This is a genomic window from Aerosticca soli (genome assembly GCF_003967035.1).
In the GTDB taxonomy this organism is placed as follows: domain Bacteria; phylum Pseudomonadota; class Gammaproteobacteria; order Xanthomonadales; family Rhodanobacteraceae; genus Aerosticca; species Aerosticca soli.
In genome coordinates this window covers 896,593-915,543 of record NZ_AP018560.1, presented here as the reverse complement: position 1 = coordinate 915,543, position 18,951 = coordinate 896,593, and the positions used below count along the sequence as shown (strand labels likewise).

The window sequence follows — 18,951 nt, the reverse complement described above, 5'->3', positions numbered from 1 at the left end:
CTTCAGCCGGCCAGGCGGCGAATCCGCGCACCCAGCGCGCCGAGCTTTTCCTCGATGTTCTCGTAACCGCGGTCGATGTGGTAGACGCGATCGACGATGGTGTCGCCCTCGGCGACCAGCCCGGCCAGCACCAGACAGGCCGAGGCGCGCAGATCGGTGGCCATGATCGGCGCACCGCTCAGCTTCGGCACGCCCTGGATGATCGCGGTGTTGCCTTCCAGGCGGATGTCCGCGCCGAGTCGCGTGAGCTCCAGCGCATGCATGAAGCGGTTCTCGAACACCGTCTCGGTGATCACGCCCACGCCCTCGGCGATGCAGTTGAGCGCGGTGAACTGCGCCTGCATGTCGGTCGGAAAGGCCGGATAGGGCGCGGTGACCACGTTGACCGCCCGCGGCCGCCGCCCCGCCATGTCGAGCTCGATCCAGTCCGGTCCGCAGCTGATCTGCGCGCCGGCCTGCTCGAGCTTGGCAAGCACCGCATCCAGCGTGTCCGCCCGCGTGCCGCGCGCGCGCACCTTGCCGCCAGTCATCGCCGCGCCGACCAGGAAGGTGCCGGTCTCGATGCGGTCGGGCAGCACCTCGTAGCTGGCCCCGTGCAGGCGCTCGACGCCGTGGATGGTGAGCGTAGCGGTGCCGGCGCCCTCGATCTGCGCGCCCATCGCGTTCAGGCAATGCGCGAGATCGACCACTTCCGGCTCCTGCGCGGCGTTCTCGATCACCGTGGTGCCCTGGGCCAGGGTCGCCGCCATCATCACGTTCTCGGTACCGGTGACGGTGACCACGTCCATGGCGATGCGGGCGCCGCGCAGCCGCCCCGCCCGGGCGCGGATGTAGCCGTTCTCCACCTTGACCTCGGCCCCCAGCGCCTCGAGGCCGCGGATGTGCTGGTCCACCGGACGCGAGCCGATCGCGCAGCCGCCGGGCAGCGAGACCTCGGCGGCGCCGAAACGCGCGACCAGCGGCCCCAGCACCAGGATCGACGCGCGCATCGTGCGCACCAGCTCGTACGGGGCGACGTAGCTCTTGATCGGGCGGGGATCGACATGCACCTTCATGCGGTCGTCCAGCACCAGCTGCACGCCCATGCGGCCCAGAAGTTCGATGAAGGTGGTGACGTCGTGCAGATGCGGCACGTTGCCGACCGTCACCGGCTCGTCGGCCAGCAGGCAGGCGGCCAGGATCGGCAGCACCGCATTCTTGGCGCCGGAAATGGCGACTTCGCCACGCAGCGGCTCACCGCCGTTGATCAGGATCTTGGCCATCACGACTCGTTCGGAGAAAGCTTCAAAAGATGTGAGGAAACCGCCGGCCGCTCAGGCCAGCCCGGCTTCCCGTGGTGTCAGCGTCTTGAGCGCGAGCGCATGGATCGCCCCGCCCATGTGTTCGCCCAGGGCGGCATAGACCAGGCGGTGACGGGCCAACGGCAGCTTGCCGGCGAACTGCTCGGCGATCACGGTGGCCTCGTAGTGCACGCCGTCCTCGCTGGCCACATGCACGGTGGCGCCCGGCAGGCCGGCCTCGATCATTGCCCTGATGCGTTCGGCGTCCATGGGTTCAAAGACTGCTCTGAGGATATGGGGAAAATCACGCCCGCCGCGAGCCGGCGGGCCGGTGAGCCCGCGTACCGGGCACTGACGCTAAAATGCGGATGTGCGATGGTAAAGGAATTGCACCGGCCCGAAAACGGCGCCGACGTTCGCCGCCCGACATCACGAGGTTCCATGAACGCACGCGTCGCGCCCACGCCCGTCACCCCCGACCCGAAGACGCTGGTCAAGAGCGCGCGCACGGTGATCGCCACCGAGGCGGCGGCCATCCGCGCGCTGGAGCCGCGCATCGATGACGCTTTCGTCGCCGCCTGCCGGCTGATCCTGGCCTGCCAGGGCCGGGTGGTGGTCACCGGCATGGGCAAGTCCGGACACATCGGCCGCAAGGTCGCCGCCACCCTGGCCTCCACCGGCACGCCGGCCTTCTTCGTCCATCCGGGCGAGGCCAGCCACGGCGATCTCGGCATGATCCTGCCGCAGGACGTGGTGCTCGCGCTGTCCACCTCGGGCGAGACCGACGAGGTGCTGTTCATCCTGCCGTCGATCAAGCGCCAGGGCATCCCGCTGGTGGCGATCACCGGCAACCCGCGCTCCTCGCTGGCCCGCCAGGCCGACGTACACCTGGATGCCAGCACTTCGACCGAGGCCTGCCCGCTCGGCCTTGCCCCCACCGCCAGCACCACCGCCGCCCTGGTGATGGGCGATGCCCTGGCCATCGCCCTGCTCGAGGCGCGCGGCTTCACCGCCGAGGATTTCGCCCGCTCGCACCCGGCCGGCAGCCTGGGCCGGCGCCTGCTGCTGCACATCGCGGACATCATGCATACCGGCGCGGGCATTCCCGCCGTGCCGCCGGAGGCCAGCCTGACCCAGGCGCTGGTGGAAATGACCCGCAAGCATCTGGGCATGACCGCGGTGGTGGACGCCGAACGCCACCTGCTCGGCGTGTTCACCGACGGCGACCTGCGTCGCGCGCTGGACGACGAGGCGGTGGACCTGCGCAACGTGCGCGTGGCCGACCTCATGACCCGCCAGCCCAAGACCATCGGCCCGGACAAGCTCGCGGTCGAGGCCGCGCAGCTGATGGAAAAACACCAGATCAGCGCGCTTTTGGTGGTAGACGAAGCCAACCACGTCGTCGGCGCGCTCAACATTCACGACCTGCTGCGCGCGCGCGTGGTATGAGCGCGAGGCGGGCGCCGAGCGTCCGCGCAAGACAGCCTTCAGCATCCATAAGCCCGCCGTCGGCGATCCTCCCGCACTTCCCAAGCCTTTAGGTTGGCCATGGCCTATCTCGACGAGCTTCCGCAAACCCTGCTCGACCGCGCCGCGGCGGTGCGGCTGGTTGCCTTCGACGTCGACGGCACGCTCACCGACGGCCGCCTGATGTACGGCGAGGACGGCCACGAGATCAAGGTCTTCCACGTGCACGACGGGCTCGGCATCAAGCGCCTGCGCGCGCACGGCATCGAGGTGGCCATCATCAGCGCCCGCATCAGTCATCCGGTGGCGCTGCGTGCCGAGGAACTGGGCATCGCCCACATCTATCAGGGCCAGTCCGACAAGCGGGCGCGGCTGCAGGAAATCCTCGACGCGCTGGCGCTCACGCCCGCGCAGGCGGCCTTCGTCGGCGATGACCTGCCCGACCTGCCGGCCATGCGCCTGGCCGGCCTTGCCGTGGCGGTCGCCAATGCCCATCCGTGCATCCTGGACGCGGTGCACTGGCAAACCCGCTGCCGCGGCGGCGAGGGCGCGGCCCGCGAGGTGTGCGACCTCTTGCTCCTGGCCCGGGGACATGCACCGGATGCGGCACTGCGATGACGACCCGCTGGCAGACCCTGCGGCGCTGGCTGCGCGATCACCGCCTGCCGGTTTCCATCGCCGCGATGGCGCTGGCGGTGATCGCCGTGCAGGTGCTGCAGTGGTGGCTCGCCCCGGCATCCAAGGTCAGCGACTTCGTCGGCCCGCCCCGCTCGGGCTACACGCTGCATCAGTACCAGGGCATCCTTTATGACCGCGACGGAAAGCCGAGCTTCCGCATCGCCGGTCCTTATCTCGAGCGCCGCGAAGGCGACGAGTCGCTGTATCTCACCGCGCCGCGTTTCGAGCTGCCGGCCAAGCAGCCGGGCGTGCCGGACTGGCAGGGCCATTCGCTGTACGGCTGGGTGGACAAGAGCGGCACGCTGATCAAGCTGCAGGGCGCCGTGCACATGCACCGGCCCGCCTACGACGACGTCGCCGCGATCGACATCGACACCAGCGACATCACCGCCTGGCCCAAGGAAAACCGCATGGAAACCGCCGCGCCGGTCCGCATGGTGCAGGGCGACACTAGAATGAGCGGCGTCGGCATGCGCGCCAACCTCAACGACAACCATCTGGAGCTGCTCGATGACAGCCAAGGCACCTTCCCGCCGCGCCGGCACAAGTCCTGAGCGCACCGCCGGCCTCGCGCTCGCGGTCGTGCTGGCGCTGGCGCCCGGCTGGGCCGCGGGCAAGCAGTCCGACCGCGACCAGCCGATGAACTACACCGCCAAGTACACCGAGGCCTACAACGCGCCGAACACGGTAAGCACGCTGCGCGGCCAGGTGCACATCACCCAGGGCACGCTGGTGCTGACCGGCGACGAGGCCAAGATCCACCTCGACGCCAACACCCAGATCGCGCGCGTGGTGGTGACCGGCAAGCCGGCCCACATCGAGCAGCTGGACGACAACGGCAACCTGATGCAGGGCGATGCCGCCACGCTGGACTACGACAACATCAACGGCATCGCCGTACTCACCGGCAACGCGGTGGTGCGTCAGCAGGGCCGCGGCGAGTTCCACGGCGACAAACTGACCTACAACACGCAGACCAGCCTGATCACCGGCGAGACCAACGGCCAGGGGCTGGTGCACGGCACCTTCCTGCCCAAAAACAAGCCGGCCGCGCCGCCGGCCAAGCCCGGACACTGACACGCCATGCTGTCGGCCGAGGGTCTGCAAAAACGCTATCGCGCGCGCCAGGTGGTGCGTGATTTCGCCTTTTCCATCCGCCAGGGCGAGGTGGTCGGCCTGCTCGGCCCCAACGGCGCCGGCAAGACCACCTGCTTCTACATGGTGGTCGGCCTGATCGAGGCCGACGGCGGCAGCATCCGCCTCGACCGCGAGGACATCACCGGACTGCCGATGCACGCACGCGCGCGCCTGGGCATCGGCTACCTGCCACAGGAGCCGTCGGTGTTCCGCCGTCTGAGCGTGGCGGACAACATCCTCGCCGTGCTCGAGCTTCGCCCAGGCCTCGACGCCCGCCAACGCGGCGCCGAGCTGGAAAGCCTGCTCGATGAGCTCAAGATCGCCCATCTGGCCGAACAGAAGGGCGTCAGCCTCTCCGGTGGCGAGCGGCGGCGCGTGGAGATCGCCCGCGCCCTGGCCGCCCAGCCGCGCTACATGCTGCTGGACGAGCCCTTCGCCGGCGTCGATCCGATCTCGGTCGGCGAGATCCAGCGCATCGTGCGGCACCTGAAGGAACGCGGCATCGGCGTGCTGATCACCGACCACAACGTGCGCGAGACGCTGGGCATCTGCGATCGCGCCTACATCCTCAACGACGGCGCGGTGCTCTCGCGCGGCACGCCCGCGCACATCCTCGCCGACGAGAAGGTGCGCGAGGTCTATCTCGGCCGCGAATTCCGCCTGTGAGTGACGGGCGCTGCCATGCTGGTCGCCTGCGGGCGGGAGCGGTTAGGATGACCGCGAAGACCGTCACTTGCCCGCAGTAGATGAAACCCGGACTCCAGTTCCGACTCAACCAGCAACTCACCCTGACGCCGCAGCTGCAGCAGGCGATCCGGCTGTTGCAGCTTTCGCATCTGGAGCTCGAGGCGGAACTGCGCCAGATCGCCGAGGGCAACCCGTTGCTGGAGCTGGACGAGGAGCCCACGGCGGAGACCGCCGAGGACGGCTACGACGCACCGGCGACAGCGGCGGTGGAGCCGGACGGCGAGGACGGCCCGCCGGACTGGGCCGAGTCCGCCGCGGCGAGCGAGGCTCCGATCGACTTCTCGCAACCGGCCCGCGCCGGCGCCCCGCCAGAGGACGACTTCGAACCGCAGCGCGCCGCGCCGGAAACGCTCAAGGATCATCTCCTCTGGCAGCTCAACCTGAGCCCGTTCACGCCGCGCGAGCGGGCCATCGCCACCGTCATCATCGACGCGCTGGACAACGACGGCTACCTCGCCGAGGGGCTCGACGGCGTGCTCGCCGCGCTGCCCGCGGATTTCGCGGTCACCCGCGAGGAGGCCGAGGCGGTGCGCCGGCGCGTGCAGCGCTTCGATCCGCCCGGGGTGGCGAGCCTGGACCTGCGCGACTGCCTGCGCGCCCAGCTCGAGCAGATCGAGGTGCCCACGCCGCAGCGCGACCTCGCCCTGTCCATCGTCGAGGAGAACCTCGAGCTGCTGGCCCGCCATGACCTGGGCCGGCTGGCGCGCCGGCTGCATGCCGAGGAAGAGGCGGTGGGCGCCGCCGCGCTGCTGATCCGCAGCCTGGACCCGCGTCCGGGCGCCGCGTTCGATCCGACGCCGGTCGAATACGTCGCCCCGGACGTGTATGCCTACAAGGACGGCCGCCAGTGGAAGGTGCGCCTCAATCCGGACTGCCAGCCCAGGCTCGGCCTCAACCAGCACTACTGCGGCCTGATCGCCCGGGCGCGCGGCGAGGATGCGAGCTGGATGCGCGGCCAGCTGCAGGAGGCGCGCTGGCTGATCAAGAGCCTGGAGTCGCGCGCCGAGACGCTGCTCAAGGTGAGCGAGGCGATCGTGCGCCGGCAGAGCGCGTTCTTGGATTACGGCCCCGAGGCGATGCACCCCCTGGTCCTGCGCGAAGTCGCCGAGGAAGTGGGCATGCACGAGTCGACCATCTCCCGCGTCACCACCCGCAAGTACATCCATACCCCGCGCGGCACTTTCGAGCTCAAGCATTTCTTCTCCAGCGGCGTGGCCACCGAGGACGGCGGCGGCGCCTCGGCTACCGCCATCCAGGCCATGCTGCGCAAGCTGATCGACGGCGAGGACCCGCGCCGCCCGCTGTCCGACCAGGCGCTCGCCGAGGCACTGCGCGGCCGCGGCATCCAGGTCGCCCGGCGCACGGTCGCCAAGTACCGCGAGGCGCTGCGCATTCCCAGTTCCAGCGAACGCCTGCGTGCCGGCTGAAGGGTCCACCCTTGCGAAGCCGCGCCGGGACTCCATAAATCTGATTGAACGCAGCCCGCCGTCATGGCGGCGCAGCGACCCGCCGCCCAGGCGGCATGTACCATCCCAAGGAGGCAATCCATGCAATTGCAACTGAGTGGCCAGCAGATCGAGATCACGCCCGCGCTGCGCGATTACGTGAACAAGAAAGTCGAGCGGCTGACCCGTCTGGACGACAAGTGCCTCAGCCTCGCCGTGGTGCTGTCGGTGGACAAGCTGCAGCAGCGCGCCGAGGGCACCTTGCATGTCAATGGCGCCATCCTGCACGCCGAGGCCGCCGAGGAGGACATGTACGCCTCGATCGACGTGATGTTCGACAAACTGGTCGCGCAGCTGCGCAAGCACCACGACAAGCTCTGCGACAAGCACCACGGCAAGGCGCACGGCTGAAAAGCCACCGGCCCTGTCCAGCACAGCAAAAGGCCCGCCCCGCGCGGGCCTTTTGCTTGTGCGCAAGGCCCTGCCGCCGCTCTGGCACAATGGCGCGCAGGCCTCAAGCGCACCCTTCAACGCACCCGGGGAAACACGTTGTGGATCGGCTCACCGCACGGCAGTTGTTCGACGGCGTCCGCGAACGCATGGAGCTGCGCTGGGTGGCGGGCATGCGTGGCGAGAGCCGCGTGCTGGAGCGCGGTGCCACCGCCACCCGGCGGCCGTCGCTGATCGGCTACCTCAACATCATCTACCCCAACAAGATCCAGATCATCGGCACCGAGGAACTCAACTATCTGGACGGGCTCGATGCCCGCACCCGCTGGGACACGCTCAACCGCATCGCCGCCTACCAGCCGGTGGCGCTGATCGTGACCAAGGACCAGCCGGTCCCCGCCGACCTGCGCGAGATCGCCGAGGAGACCAACACGCCGCTGTGGATCACCTCCAAGCGCGGGCACGAGCTGCTCACCTGGCTGCAGTATTACCTGGCCCGCATGCTGGCGCCCCGGATCACCCTGCATGGCGTGTTTCTGGAAGTGTTCTCGATCGGCGTGCTGCTGACCGGCGAGGCTGGCTCGGGCAAGAGCGAGCTCGCGCTCGAACTCATCAGCCGCGGTCACCGGCTGGTCGCCGACGATGCCACCGAGTTCACCCAGATCGCCCCCGACGTGATCGACGGCACCTGCCCCGAGCTGCTGCAGGACCTGCTGGAAGTGCGCGGCCTGGGGGTGCTCAACGTGCGCGAGATGTTCGGCCACACCGCGGTCAAGCCTTCCAAGTACCTGCGGCTGGTGGTGCACTTGAAACCGCTGCGCGAGGGCGAGGACATGGATGCCTTCACCCGTCTGACCGGCGATACCGGCCACCGCGAGATCCTGGAGGTGCAAGTGCCGATGATCACCATTCCGGTGGCGCCGGGACGCAACCTCGCCGTGCTGGTGGAAGCCGCCGTACGCAGCCACATGCTCAAGAGCAAGGGCATCGATCCCGCGCAGACCTTCATCGACCGCCAGGCGCACCAGATGCGCCGACTGCCGCCCTGGTGAAATCCATGCACGCCTCCACTCCTGCCGATACCGATGCCGTCCACCTGGTGGTGCTGACCGGCATGTCCGGCGGCGGCAAGACCGTCGCCCTGCATGCGCTGGAGGATCTCGGCTTCTACTGCGTGGACAACCTGCCGGCCAGTCTGCTGCCGCAGCTGGTGCCGGCGGTGCTCAAGAACCCGGGCGACCAGCGCCACATCGCGGTAGGGGTGGATGTGCGCAATCCCGGCGAGGATCTCGCGCTCATGCCGGGCGTGCTCTCGCGGCTGGCGGCCGCCGGCGTGCAGGCCCACCTGGTGTTCCTGGACTGCCGCGACGAGGTGCTGCTCAAGCGCTACTCGGAAACCCGGCGCCGCCATCCGCTGGCCACCCACGGCAAGTCCCTGGCCGACGCCATCGCCGAGGAGCGCCGCCTGCTCAGGCCGCTGATGGCGATCGCCGACCGCGTGATCGACTCGAGCGAGCTCAACGTGCACCAGCTGCGCCGGCTGATCGCCACCGTGTACGCGCAGGCCACCGCCAGCCTCACGCTGATGTTCCAGTCCTTCGCCTACCGGCGCGGGCTGCCGCTGGACGCCGATTTCGTCTTCGACGCGCGCTGCCTGCCCAATCCGCACTGGCAACCGGCGCTGCGCCCGCTCTCGGGCAGGGACGCGCCGGTGCGCGACTGGCTGGCGGCAAGCCCGCTGGTCGAGGCCTACTATGCGGACACCGTGCGCTGGCTGGATACCTGGCTGCCGCGCTTCGAACAGGACGATCGCAGCTATGTCACGATCGCGATCGGCTGCACCGGCGGGCGCCACCGCTCGGTGTATCTGGTCGAGAAACTCGCCGCACACTATCGCGAACGGATGGAACGCGAGAACGTGCTCACCTTCCACCGTGAACTGGGGTGAATCCATGTCAAGTGCGCAGGTTTCGGCCGGCCGTCCGCGGCCATGAGCGTCGGCGTGCTGCTGATGACGCACGAGGCGGTCGGCCAGGCGCTGATCGCCGCCGCGCGTCACGTCATGCCTGAATTGCCGCTACGGGTGGATGCGGTGGAGGTGCCGGCGCAGGCCGACCCGGACGTCATGCGCGAGCTGACCGCACGGCATGCGCGCGCGCTCGACGAGGGCGACGGCGTGCTGGTGCTGGCCGACCTCTACGGCGCCACGCCCTGCAACATCGGCCTGTCGCTGGCCGATCTCGGCGTGCGCATCCGTTGCGTGTCCGGGCTCAACCTGCCGATGCTGCTGCGCGTGCTCAACTATGCCGACAAACCGCTCGAGGAACTGGCCGAGATCGCGGCCAGCGGCGGGCGCGGAGGAATCCTCATCGACCATGCGTGAACGAAGTCTCGTCGTTTCCAACCGGCTCGGCCTGCATGCCCGTGCCGCGGCCAAGCTGGTGCAGCTGGTGCACGGCTTCAAGTCCACCGTCTGGCTGGTCAGCGGCAGCCGCGAGGTGAATGCGCAGAGCATCATGGGCGTGATGATGCTGGCCGCGGGCCAGGGCACGCCGCTGGTGGTGCGTGCCGACGGCCCCGACGAGGATGCCGCGCTCGACGCCGTGGTCGACCTGTTCGAGCGCAAGTTCGACGAGGGCGGCTAAACGCATGCACACGCCATCCCCGCCCGCCGCGACCTCGCGCGCCACCGTCCGCTCGCCGGCCATGCCCGGGAGGCTGCCGTGAGGATGGTCCTTGCCGGCACGCCCGCCTCGCGCGGCATGGCGCTCGGTCGCGCCCGGCTGGTCCAGCCCAGCCGTCACGCGATCGACCAGCGGCCGCTGCGCCCGGAAGAAGTGCCTGGCGAACTGGCGCGGCTGCACCAGGCCATCGACATCGCCCGGCAGGAACTGCGCGAACTGCGCGGCAAGCTGCATGGTGCGCTGGCCCGCGAGGTCAACGAATTCATCGACGCGCACAGCCTGCTGCTGGACGACCGCGAGCTGCTGCAGGGGCTGGACGAGCTGATCCAGGTCGGCCATTACCGCGCCGACGCCGCGCTCAAGAAGCAGCGCGACCGGCTGGTGCAGGTCTTCGAGGCGATGGACGACCCCTACCTGCGCAGCCGCAAGGAGGACGTCGACCAGGTGATCGGCCGCGTGCTGGCGGCGCTCAAACGGCAGACCTCGCCCGAGGAACGCAAGCTCGCCGCGCGCGTGGGCGAGATCCTCGTCGCCGACACCATCGCGCCGACCGACATGGCGCACCTGGCCGGGCACGGCCTGCTCGGCGTGGTCGCCAGCAGCAGCAGCGCCTATTCGCACAGCGCCATCCTCGCCCGCAGCCTGGATCTGCCGATGGTGGTGGGCGCGCGCGACGCGCTCTCCAGCATCCACGACGACGACCTCATCCTGCTCGACGCCGAACACGGCGAGGTCATCGTCCATCCCACCGCGCCAGATCTCGCCCGCTACCGCGCCTGGCAGCGCGAGGCGCAACAGCAGGGCCGCCGGCTGGCCGCGCTGGCGCATGCGCCCACGCGCACCCGCGACGGCGTGCACATGCACCTGTTCGCCAATGCCGAGATGCCCGCCGACATCGCCGCCGCCAGGGCCTGCGGCGCCGACGGCGTCGGTCTGTACCGCACCGAGTTCCTGTTCCTGCGCGGCAAGCAGCTGCCCTCGGAAGAGGAACAGTTCGTCGCCTACCGCGATCTCGTGCTCGGCATGGGCGGCCTGCCGGTCACCATCCGCACCCTCGACCTGGGTGCCGACAAGGCCGACGCGGCCGGGCTCGCCCTGCACGGCGAGGACAACCCCGCCCTGGGCGTGCGCGGGGTACGGCTGTCGCTGCGCCACCCGGCGGTGTTCACCACGCAGATCCGCGCGATCCTGCGTGCGGCCTGCTACGGGCCAGTGCGCGTGCTGGTGCCGATGCTGACCCAGCCGGACGAGCTCATCGCCGTGCGCACGCTGTTCAAGCTCGCCCGCCAGGAACTGAGCCGCGCCCACGTCGACCTGCCCGAGAAGCTGCCGCTCGGTGCGATGATCGAAGTGCCGGCGGCGGCCATCAACATGCGCGCGCTGCTGGCGCACGCGGACTTCTTCGCCATCGGCAGCAACGATCTGGCCCAGTACGTGCTGGCCGCCGACCGCGGCAACGACGCCCTGGAAGGCATCTATCACCCGCTGCAACCGGCGCTGCTGCGGCTCATCGCCCATGTCATCGGGCTGGGCCGGCGTGCCGGCAAGCCGGTCAGCCTGTGCGGCGAGATCGGCGGCGACGTGCGCCTCACCGCGCTGCTGGTGGCGCTCGGGCTCACCGAGTTCAGCATGCACCCGAGCCAGCTGCTCAAGGTGCGCGAGCGCCTGGCCGGACTCGACCGTACCGCCCTGCGCGCCTGCGCGCCGCGACTGTTGCGGGCAGACACCTACGAAGACGTGCAGGCCTTGCTCGACCAGCTGGCTTGACGGCAGCTGAATGAGCGGCAAGCGTCGAGGCCGCCAGCTCTTGAACCCGCCGCCCGGCAACCTATTTAGCGGCACGCCAGCGCCGCGGCGCGGCCGCGGTTACCGCAAGTCAGTGGTGCGATTGGACGTGGCTTGCGTTTCCCCAAGCCCAGGGGCGCCGCACCAACTGCCGGTTTCTCCGGCCTTTTCGCACCTCCGACTCATGCCCGCCGCGGCGCTGGCGCCTTGATACGTGCGGAGGTGATTGACGATGAGCATCAGTCAGTTGATCCCCTGGAACCGTGAACGTGCATCCACGGCGATGACCACCCGTGAGCCGCGCGATCCCCTGCTCGCCCTGCATCGGGAGATGAACCGGCTGTTCGACGACATGTGGCGCCGTTTCGAGGTCGGCGGCTTTGAAGGCGGCGACGTCTTCGAAAGCTGGCCCCGCCTGGAGCTCAACGAGACCGGCAAGGACTACGTCCTGTCCGCCGAGCTTCCCGGCATGACCGAGAAGGACGTCGAGGTCCTGTTCGACGGCCAGTGCGTCATCCTGCGCGGCGAACGTCGCGCCGAGCGCAACGAGGAAGGCCAGAACCGTCGCCTGAGCGAGCGCTTCTATGGCCGCTTCGAACGGCGCATCCCGCTCGACCTGCCGATCGAGCCGGACAAGGCCAAGGCCGAGTTCCGCAACGGCGTGCTCACGGTGACGCTGCCCAAGGCGGCGCAGGCGCAGACCGAAACGGTCCGCATCCCGATCGCCAAGGCTGCCTGACAGGCCGCGCGTTTCGCTTCAGGACGCAGTCCTGCCACGGATGGCGCCTCTTGCGCGAGCCGGCGCACTTCGCGCCGGCTTTTTTTGCGCGCAGCGCGCCGTCAGTCGAGGGTGGCGAGGTTGGCGTCCTCGCGCAGCGCCGCCGCCTTGTCGGTCTTCTCCCACGAAAAGGCGGTGAAGGTCTCGCCGTTGGGCCCCTTGAGCGTCTTCGGGCTGCGGCCGAAATGGCCGTTGGTGGCGGTCGCCCGGTAGATCGGATGCACCAGGTCGAGCATCTTGATGATGCCGTAGGGCCGCAGATCGAAATGACGGCGGATCAGCTTCTCGATGTGGGCGTCGTCCAGCCGGCCGGTGCCGAAGGTGGTCACCGAGATCGAGGTCGGCTCGGCCACGCCGATGGCGTAGGAAACCTGGACCTCGCAACGGTCGGCCAGGCCCGCCGCAACGATGTTCTTGGCCACGTAGCGCGCGGCGTAGGCGGCCGAGCGATCCACCTTGGACGGGTCCTTGCCGGAGAACGCGCCGCCGCCATGGCGGGCCCAGCCGCCGTAGGTGTCGACGATGATCTTGCGGCCGGTGAGCCCGCAGTCGCCCACCGGGCCGCCGATCTCGAACTTGCCGGTCGGATTGATGTGGAACTTGGTGCCCTTGTGCAGCCACTTGGCCGGCAGCACCGGCTTGATGATTTCCTCGCGCACCGCCTCGACCAGATCCTTGTGCTTGATGCCCGGCGCATGCTGGGTGGACAGCACCACCGCGTCGATGGCGACCACCTCGTCGTCCTCGTAGCGCAGCGTCACCTGGCTCTTGGCGTCCGGGCGCAGCCACGGCAGCGGCGAGTTCTTCTTCTTGCGCACCTTGGTCTGCTGTTCCACCAGCCGGTGGGCCAGATGGATCGCGGCCGGCATGTAGCTGTCGGTCTCGTTGGTGGCGTAGCCGAACATCAGGCCCTGATCGCCCGCCCCCATCTCCTCGGGGTTCTTGCGGTCCACGCCCTGCGCGATGTGCGGCGACTGCTTGCCGATCAGATTGAGCACGCCGCAGGTGGCGCCGTCGAAGCCGACCTCGGAGCTGTCGTAGCCGATCTCGACGATCACCTTGCGGGTGAGCTCCTCCAGATCCACCCAGGCGCTGGTGGTGATCTCGCCGGCGATGATCGCCACGCCGGTCTTCACCATCGTCTCGCAGGCCACCCGCGCGCGCGGATCCTGCGCCAGGATGGCGTCGAGCACGGCGTCGGAGATCTGGTCGGCGACCTTGTCGGGGTGGCCCTCGGAGACCGATTCGGAGGTGAAGAGGAAGCTGCTCATCGGACGTTTATCCTTCTTTACGGATAAAAAGATAAAAGTAAACCGCGCATGATACATGCCTCCGGCGGCGTTTGCATGCGCACTCTGGCACACTCGCATGACGGCCTCGTGGAGACGGCCGTTCCCCTTCGCCCCGGACGACCTGCCCATGCGCGCATGCCTTCGCCTTCGTGGCCTGCTTGGTTTCATCGCTCTACTGGCGGCCTGCAGCATCCATGCCGCCGCGGATCCCGCGCGCTGGCAGGCTGCGATCGACGCCTTCGTCGCCGCCGACCGCCTGCACCCGCCCCCGCCCGGCAGCGTGCTCTTCACCGGCAGTTCCTCGATCGTCAAATGGTGCACGCTGGAGGCGGACTTTCCGGGCGTGCCGGTGCTGAACCGCGGCTTCGGCGGCTCGACGGTGGCCGAGGTCACTGCCTATGCCGACCGCGTGGTGCTGCCCTACCGGCCGCGGCTGATCGTGTTCTATGCCGGCGACAACGACATCGCCGAAGGCCATACGCCGCAGCGCGTGGCGACGGACGTGGCGGCCTTCGTGGCGCGCGTGCGCCGCGAGCTGCCGGGCGTGCCGATCGTCTACATCTCGATCAAGCCGAGCCCGGCGCGCTGGTCGCTGTGGCCGGCGATGCAGGAGGCCAACCGGCTGATCGCGGCATGGGCGGGCGGTCACGACGTGCGCTTCGTCGACGTCACCAAGGCGATGCTCGGCGCGAAGGGCAGGCCGCGTGCCGAACTCTTCGGTGCCGACGGGCTACACATGAACTCGGCCGGCTATGCGCTCTGGAGCGCACGCTTGCGGCCGGTGATCGCCGCCCTGTCGGCCGCGCCTCAGGCGGCGAGCGGCGTGCCGGCGGCCAGCGCCTCGAAATAGGCGCAGGTCACGCGCAACTGCTCGGCCGCGCTTTCGGCGCGGTTGATCAGCGCGCGGAAAGCCGCGTCATGCGGACGGCCACCGGCATACCAGGACAGATGCTTGCGCGCGATGCGCACGCCCGCGGGCTCGCCGTAGAAGGCATACAGCTGCTCGAGGTGGTCCTTCAGGATCGCGCCGACCTCCGCGGGCGCGGGTTCGGGCAGCAGGTTGCCATGGGCAAGGTAGTGGGCGATCTCGCGGAAGATCCAGGGCCGTCCCTGCGCGGCGCGGCCGATCATCAGCGCGTCGGCGCCGGTGCAGGCGAGCACCTGCCGCGCCTGCTCGGGCGAGGCGATGTCGCCGTTGGCGATCACCGGCATCCCCACCGCGGCCTTCACCGCGGCGATGGTCTCGTACTCGGCCTCACCCTCGTAGCGGTCGGCGCGGGTGCGCCCGTGGATGGCGAGCGCGGCGATGCCGGCATCCTCGGCAATCCGCGCGATGGCCAGCGCATTCTTGTGCTCGCGATCCCAGCCTGTGCGGATCTTGAGCGTGACCGGCACCGGCACGGCGGCGACCACGGCACGGCAGATCCGCGCCACCAGCGCCTCGTCCTTGAGCAGCGCGGACCCGGCCCAGACGTTGCACACCTTCTTGGCCGGGCAGCCCATGTTGATGTCGATGATCTGCGCGCCCTGGGCGACGTTGTGGCGCGCGGCCTCGGCCAGCATGGCCGGGTCGTGCCCGGCGATCTGCACGCTCACCGGCGCCGGCTCGCCGGCGTGGTCCATGCGCTTGAGCGATTTGCGCGTGTGCCACAGCGCCGGATCGGCACTGGTCATTTCCGACACCGCCAGGCCCGCGCCCAGCCGTTTGCACAGCAGGCGGAACGGCTTGTCGGTGACCCCCGCCATGGGCGCGAGCACCAGCGGCGGGTCGATGCGGTAGGGACCGATCTGCATCGGCCAATGATAGCGTCCGCCCCCTTCAGGCGGCGGACGGCGCCGTGCGCGGGGCGCGGAACAGCACGGCAAAGAGCAGCGTGACGACGAGTGCGTAGCCGGCGAAGGAGAGCCAGATGCCATGCCAGTCGAGCGCACCGTCCGGGGCGGTGAAGAAGCGTTCGATCAGCCAGCCGCTCAGCGAGCTGCCGAGCACCGCGCCGACGCCGTTGGTCATCAGCATGAACAGGCCCTGGGCGCTGGCGCGGATGGCCGGATCGGCCTGGCTTTCCACGAACAGCGAGCCGGAGATGTTGAAGAAGTCGAACGCCATGCCGTAGACGATGTTGGAGAGCACCAGCATCCACAGCAGGCCGGCCGGATTGCCATAGGCGAACAGGCCAAAGCGCAGCACCCAGGCGACCATGCTGATCAGCATCACCGTCTTGATGCCGAAACGGCGCATGAAAAACGGGATGGTGAGGATGAACAGCGTCTCGGACATCTGCGAAATGGACAGCACGATGTTCGGATAGCGCACGGTGAGCAGCCCCTGGTACTGCGGCTGCTTGCCGAAATCATGCAGGAAGGTGTCGCCGTAGGCGTTGGTGAGCTGCAACGCGGCCCCGAGCGCCATCGCGAACAGGAAGAACACCGCCATGTCGTAGCGGCGCAGGAGCGCGAACGCGCGCAGGCCGAGCGCCTCGGCGAGGGTGGCATGACGGGTGTCGCGCGGCGGACACGGCGGCAGGCTGAAGGCATACAAGCCGAGCAGCAGCGCCGCCGCGCCGGCGACGCGGAACTGCCCGGGCGAGGTTTCCAGATGCAGCAGGCTGGTGGTCCACATCGCCACGATGAAACCCACCGTGCCCCAGACCCGCACTGGCGGATAGTCGGTGACGATGTCCAGCCCCGCCCGCTTGAGCGCATTGAAGGCCACTGCGATCGACAGCGCGATGGTCGGCATGTAGCAGCACATGTTGGCCAGCATCAGCCAGAACAGCGTGCGCGGATCGTCGACCGCAGGCACCAGGAACAGCAATGCGCCACCCACCAGGTGCAGCACGCCGTACAGCCGCTCGGCGTGGACCCACTTGTCGGCGACGATGCCCATCAGCGCCGGCATGAACAGCGAAGCCAGCCCCATGGTCGAGAAGATCGCGCCGAACTGCGCGCCACCCCAGTGACGGGTCTGGAACCAGTACGCGCCGATGGTGGTGAGCCAGGCACCCCATACGTAGAACTGCAGGAAGTTCATCGCAATCAGGCGCAGCTTGAGGGCTGCGGACGATCCGGGCATGCGTGGGTTCCCCCTCGGGCGGTGTCGGCCCGCGCGCAGGATGCGGCGGAACCGCGAAAACCGCAGCGTAGAAGAAGCCGCCGCGGCCGGGCAAGGCGCGCTGCGGCAGCGGCTAGCGGATCAGGATGGACTTGCCGAACAGCGACTCGACCAGATCCACCGCCAGCCGCGCGGTCTGGTTGCGCTTGTCGAAGGCGGGATTGAGCTCGACGATGTCGAGCGAGCCGAGCCGGCCGGTGTCGGCGATCATCTCCATGCACAGCTGCGACTCGCGGTAGGTCGGGCCACCGCGCACCGCGGTGCCGACCCCGGGAGCGATCGCCGGATCCAGAAAGTCGACGTCGAAACTCACGTGCAGGTGGGTGTTGTCGTCCACCCCGGCCAGCGCCTCCTCCATCGTGCGGCGCATGCCGACCTCGTCGATGTGGCGCATGTCGAAGATGACGAGCCCGGCCTCGCGCACCAGGCGTTTTTCGCCTTCGTCCACCGAACGGATGCCGATCTGGCGGAACGCCGCGGCGTCCACCGCCGGCACCTGACCTCCGATCTCGACCAGCCCGGCCGGACCGGTGCCGCACAGGCAGGCGACCGGCATGCCGTGCACGTTGCCCGATGGCGTGCTCGACGAGGTGTTGGCGTCGGCATGCGCATCCAGCCACAGCACCCGCAGGCGCTTGCCGTGCATGCGGCAATGTCGCGCCACCGCGCTGATCGAGCCGATCGCCAGACTGTGATCGCCGCCGAGCACGATCGGCAGCCGCTCCTGCGCAAGCTCCGCCCGCACCGCATCGTGCAGGGCCCGGTTCCAGGCGATCACCTCTTCCAGATGGCGATAGCCGTCCTGCGGCGGCTGCCAGGGATTGAACGGACCGTGCAGGTTGCCGCGATCGCACACGTCCAGACCCATCCGCGCCAGGCGCTGGTCGAGCTGCGCCACCCGCAGGGCCTCCGGCCCCATCGAGGCGCCGCGGTGGGCGGCACCGATGTCGGTCGGCACGCCGATCAAGGAAACCGCACGCGGCATGGACAACACCTCCGGCCTGTCAAAAGGCGGCCCATACGGACCGCGGAAAACCGAGTAAGGGAAGCGCCGATCGATTCAGCGCCTCCTGTCCGTGGGCAGGATGCCCCGGCACTGCATCCAGGGCGTAAGCCCTCAGATTCATGGAGCGCGGCGCGGTCATGCACCGCGCCGCAGGATGCCCAAGGGACATGCCGACAGTCCGACTCGAACGGACGACCTACCGCTTACAAGGCGGTTGCTCTACCAACTGAGCTATGCCGGCACAGGGGGCGGCATTCTAGCAGTGCCTCGGGTCGGTGTTTTTCAGAAGCAGCTGGTGCTGTGCGAACCCATGCCCTCGGCGCGCAGCCGCTTCAGCACCGACTCGCCCTGCGGAGGCTCGGTGGCGACGTCCAGCCAGTATTCGGTCACCGGCTCGGTGCGCTCGACCATCTGCGCCGCGAAGCCGGCCGCCGCCACCTCGTCGCGACGCTTGCGCGCATTGGCCGGGTCCTTGAACAGACCGAGCGAGACGGCATTGGGCTGATCGCCGCCGCCGACCAGGAAGTGATCGCCCACGTGGGCGGCCTCCAGTCGCGCCGCGAGGCCCTGCGCCTGCGCGCGGCTGGCGGCGGGCAAGAACACCCACCAACCGCGACTTTGCACGGACCGCTCCTGGCGGGAACGCAATTTGGCTGCGTGCGGCGCCAGCCGCGCACGGGCCGCATGCAACGCCTGTGCGTTCTCGAAGGGGCCGATCGCGACGCAGGCATAGCGATGCGTCTGCAGCGGACCGGCCGGGGCCGGCGCCGGGGCGAGCGATGCGGCGGCAACCGGAAGGACGGCGGTCGTGGTGGCCGGCGCAGGCGCGGATCCGGCCACGCCGACGGCCGCCACCGAAGCCACGGCCGGCGCACTGCCAGCGGCATGCGGCGCGGCCGCCGGCGGAGGGGCTGAAGCCGCCGGCGCCGGACGCTCGGCCAACAAGGCGAGCCGGGGCACGCCGGGGTCGCTGGGGGCAGGCACGTAGCCGTCTTCGCGCCCCAGCCACAGCCAGGCGCCGACCGCGATGTTCAGCGCCACCAGCAGCACGAAAATCAAGCGCAGCAACATCCCCTTCCCCGAAACCCAA

At 69.3% G+C, this 18,951-nt stretch carries 21 protein-coding genes and 1 tRNA gene; 14 read left to right on the top strand and 8 right to left on the bottom strand.

Translation table 11 applies throughout. The annotated features are described in order from the left end of the window. Positions 1 to 2: 2 nt before the first annotated feature. Positions 3 to 1,262, bottom strand: coding sequence for a UDP-N-acetylglucosamine 1-carboxyvinyltransferase (gene murA, locus ALSL_RS04120; protein ID WP_126536703.1), 1,260 nt, complete (start codon positions 1,260 to 1,262; stop codon positions 3 to 5). A 51-nt stretch (positions 1,263 to 1,313) separates the two neighbouring features. Further along, a complete protein-coding gene (locus ALSL_RS04115) occupies positions 1,314 to 1,550 on the bottom strand; it encodes a BolA family protein (protein WP_126536701.1) in 237 nt (78 codons plus the stop codon). Positions 1,551 to 1,721: 171 nt separating this feature from the next. On the opposite strand from ALSL_RS04115, the gene ALSL_RS04110 reads away from it, so the two are divergent. The 13 genes from ALSL_RS04110 to ALSL_RS04050 all read left to right on the top strand — a co-directional run bounded on the left by ALSL_RS04110 (position 1,722) and on the right by ALSL_RS04050 (position 12,412). Beyond that, positions 1,722 to 2,729 (top strand): KpsF/GutQ family sugar-phosphate isomerase, encoded by a 1,008-nt coding sequence (locus ALSL_RS04110; RefSeq protein ID WP_126536699.1) that lies wholly within the window; start codon positions 1,722 to 1,724, stop codon positions 2,727 to 2,729. A 99-nt stretch (positions 2,730 to 2,828) separates the two neighbouring features. After that, positions 2,829 to 3,365 carry a KdsC family phosphatase gene (locus ALSL_RS04105; protein ID WP_170172042.1) on the top strand — a complete coding sequence of 179 codons (537 nt, stop codon included), beginning with the start codon at positions 2,829 to 2,831 and terminating at the stop codon, positions 3,363 to 3,365. Beyond that, positions 3,362 to 3,979: an LPS export ABC transporter periplasmic protein LptC gene (lptC, locus tag ALSL_RS04100; RefSeq protein ID WP_126536695.1), complete on the top strand. Its 618-nt coding sequence runs from the start codon at positions 3,362 to 3,364 to the stop codon at positions 3,977 to 3,979. Before ALSL_RS04105 ends, lptC begins: the two co-directional genes overlap by 4 nt. Then, positions 3,936 to 4,502: a lipopolysaccharide transport periplasmic protein LptA gene (gene lptA, locus ALSL_RS04095; RefSeq protein WP_126536693.1), complete on the top strand. Its 567-nt coding sequence runs from the start codon at positions 3,936 to 3,938 to the stop codon at positions 4,500 to 4,502. The genes lptC and lptA overlap by 44 nt, the downstream gene beginning before the upstream one ends. A gap of 6 nt (positions 4,503 to 4,508) precedes the next feature. Then, a complete protein-coding gene (gene lptB, locus ALSL_RS04090) occupies positions 4,509 to 5,228 on the top strand; it encodes an LPS export ABC transporter ATP-binding protein (protein WP_126536691.1) in 720 nt (239 codons plus the stop codon). Between the two features lie 80 nt (positions 5,229 to 5,308). Beyond that, entirely contained in the window at positions 5,309 to 6,736 is a 1,428-nt protein-coding gene (locus ALSL_RS04085; protein ID WP_126536688.1) for an RNA polymerase factor sigma-54, read from the top strand. Positions 6,737 to 6,856: 120 nt separating this feature from the next. Beyond that, positions 6,857 to 7,165 (top strand): ribosome hibernation-promoting factor, HPF/YfiA family, encoded by a 309-nt coding sequence (gene hpf / locus ALSL_RS04080; RefSeq protein ID WP_126536686.1) that lies wholly within the window; start codon positions 6,857 to 6,859, stop codon positions 7,163 to 7,165. A gap of 188 nt (positions 7,166 to 7,353) precedes the next feature. Then, positions 7,354 to 8,256: an HPr(Ser) kinase/phosphatase gene (hprK, locus tag ALSL_RS04075; protein ID WP_425479010.1), complete on the top strand. Its 903-nt coding sequence runs from the start codon at positions 7,354 to 7,356 to the stop codon at positions 8,254 to 8,256. A gap of 5 nt (positions 8,257 to 8,261) precedes the next feature. Next, complete coding sequence (gene rapZ, locus ALSL_RS04070; protein WP_126536683.1) at positions 8,262 to 9,152, top strand: RNase adapter RapZ; 891 nt, start codon at positions 8,262 to 8,264, stop codon at positions 9,150 to 9,152. A gap of 42 nt (positions 9,153 to 9,194) precedes the next feature. After that, positions 9,195 to 9,587, top strand: coding sequence for a PTS sugar transporter subunit IIA (locus tag ALSL_RS04065; RefSeq protein ID WP_126536681.1), 393 nt, complete (start codon positions 9,195 to 9,197; stop codon positions 9,585 to 9,587). Continuing rightward, positions 9,580 to 9,849 carry an HPr family phosphocarrier protein gene (locus tag ALSL_RS04060; RefSeq protein WP_126536679.1) on the top strand — a complete coding sequence of 90 codons (270 nt, stop codon included), beginning with the start codon at positions 9,580 to 9,582 and terminating at the stop codon, positions 9,847 to 9,849. Before ALSL_RS04065 ends, ALSL_RS04060 begins: the two co-directional genes overlap by 8 nt. A gap of 78 nt (positions 9,850 to 9,927) precedes the next feature. Further along, positions 9,928 to 11,655, top strand: coding sequence for a phosphoenolpyruvate--protein phosphotransferase (gene ptsP / locus ALSL_RS04055; protein WP_126536677.1), 1,728 nt, complete (start codon positions 9,928 to 9,930; stop codon positions 11,653 to 11,655). Between the two features lie 250 nt (positions 11,656 to 11,905). Then, positions 11,906 to 12,412 carry an Hsp20/alpha crystallin family protein gene (locus tag ALSL_RS04050; protein WP_126536674.1) on the top strand — a complete coding sequence of 169 codons (507 nt, stop codon included), beginning with the start codon at positions 11,906 to 11,908 and terminating at the stop codon, positions 12,410 to 12,412. 101 nt (positions 12,413 to 12,513) lie between these two features. Here ALSL_RS04050 and metK read toward each other — a convergent pair whose 3' ends face one another. After that, entirely contained in the window at positions 12,514 to 13,722 is a 1,209-nt protein-coding gene (gene metK / locus ALSL_RS04045; RefSeq protein WP_126536672.1) for a methionine adenosyltransferase, read from the bottom strand. Positions 13,723 to 13,870: 148 nt separating this feature from the next. On the opposite strand from metK, the gene ALSL_RS04040 reads away from it, so the two are divergent. Then, positions 13,871 to 14,593, top strand: a complete 723-nt coding sequence (locus ALSL_RS04040) for an SGNH/GDSL hydrolase family protein (protein WP_126536670.1) — start codon at positions 13,871 to 13,873, stop codon at positions 14,591 to 14,593. Here ALSL_RS04040 and dusB read toward each other — a convergent pair. The 5 genes from dusB to ALSL_RS04015 form a co-directional block, all read right to left on the bottom strand. After that, positions 14,551 to 15,537, bottom strand: coding sequence for a tRNA dihydrouridine synthase DusB (dusB, locus tag ALSL_RS04035; protein ID WP_126536668.1), 987 nt, complete (start codon positions 15,535 to 15,537; stop codon positions 14,551 to 14,553). The two genes, ALSL_RS04040 and dusB, sit on opposite strands and share 43 nt — an antisense overlap. 25 nt (positions 15,538 to 15,562) lie before the next feature. Continuing rightward, on the bottom strand, positions 15,563 to 16,816 hold the full coding sequence (locus ALSL_RS04030; RefSeq protein ID WP_126536666.1) for a nucleoside permease: 1,254 nt from the start codon (positions 16,814 to 16,816) through the stop codon (positions 15,563 to 15,565). A 112-nt stretch (positions 16,817 to 16,928) separates the two neighbouring features. Then, complete coding sequence (gene rocF, locus ALSL_RS04025) at positions 16,929 to 17,840, bottom strand: arginase (RefSeq protein ID WP_126536664.1); 912 nt, start codon at positions 17,838 to 17,840, stop codon at positions 16,929 to 16,931. 189 nt (positions 17,841 to 18,029) lie between these two features. After that, positions 18,030 to 18,102 (bottom strand) — tRNA-Thr (locus tag ALSL_RS04020). Positions 18,103 to 18,143: 41 nt separating this feature from the next. Beyond that, positions 18,144 to 18,932: an SPOR domain-containing protein gene (locus ALSL_RS04015; protein WP_126536661.1), complete on the bottom strand. Its 789-nt coding sequence runs from the start codon at positions 18,930 to 18,932 to the stop codon at positions 18,144 to 18,146. Between the last annotated feature and the right edge of the window lie 19 nt (positions 18,933 to 18,951).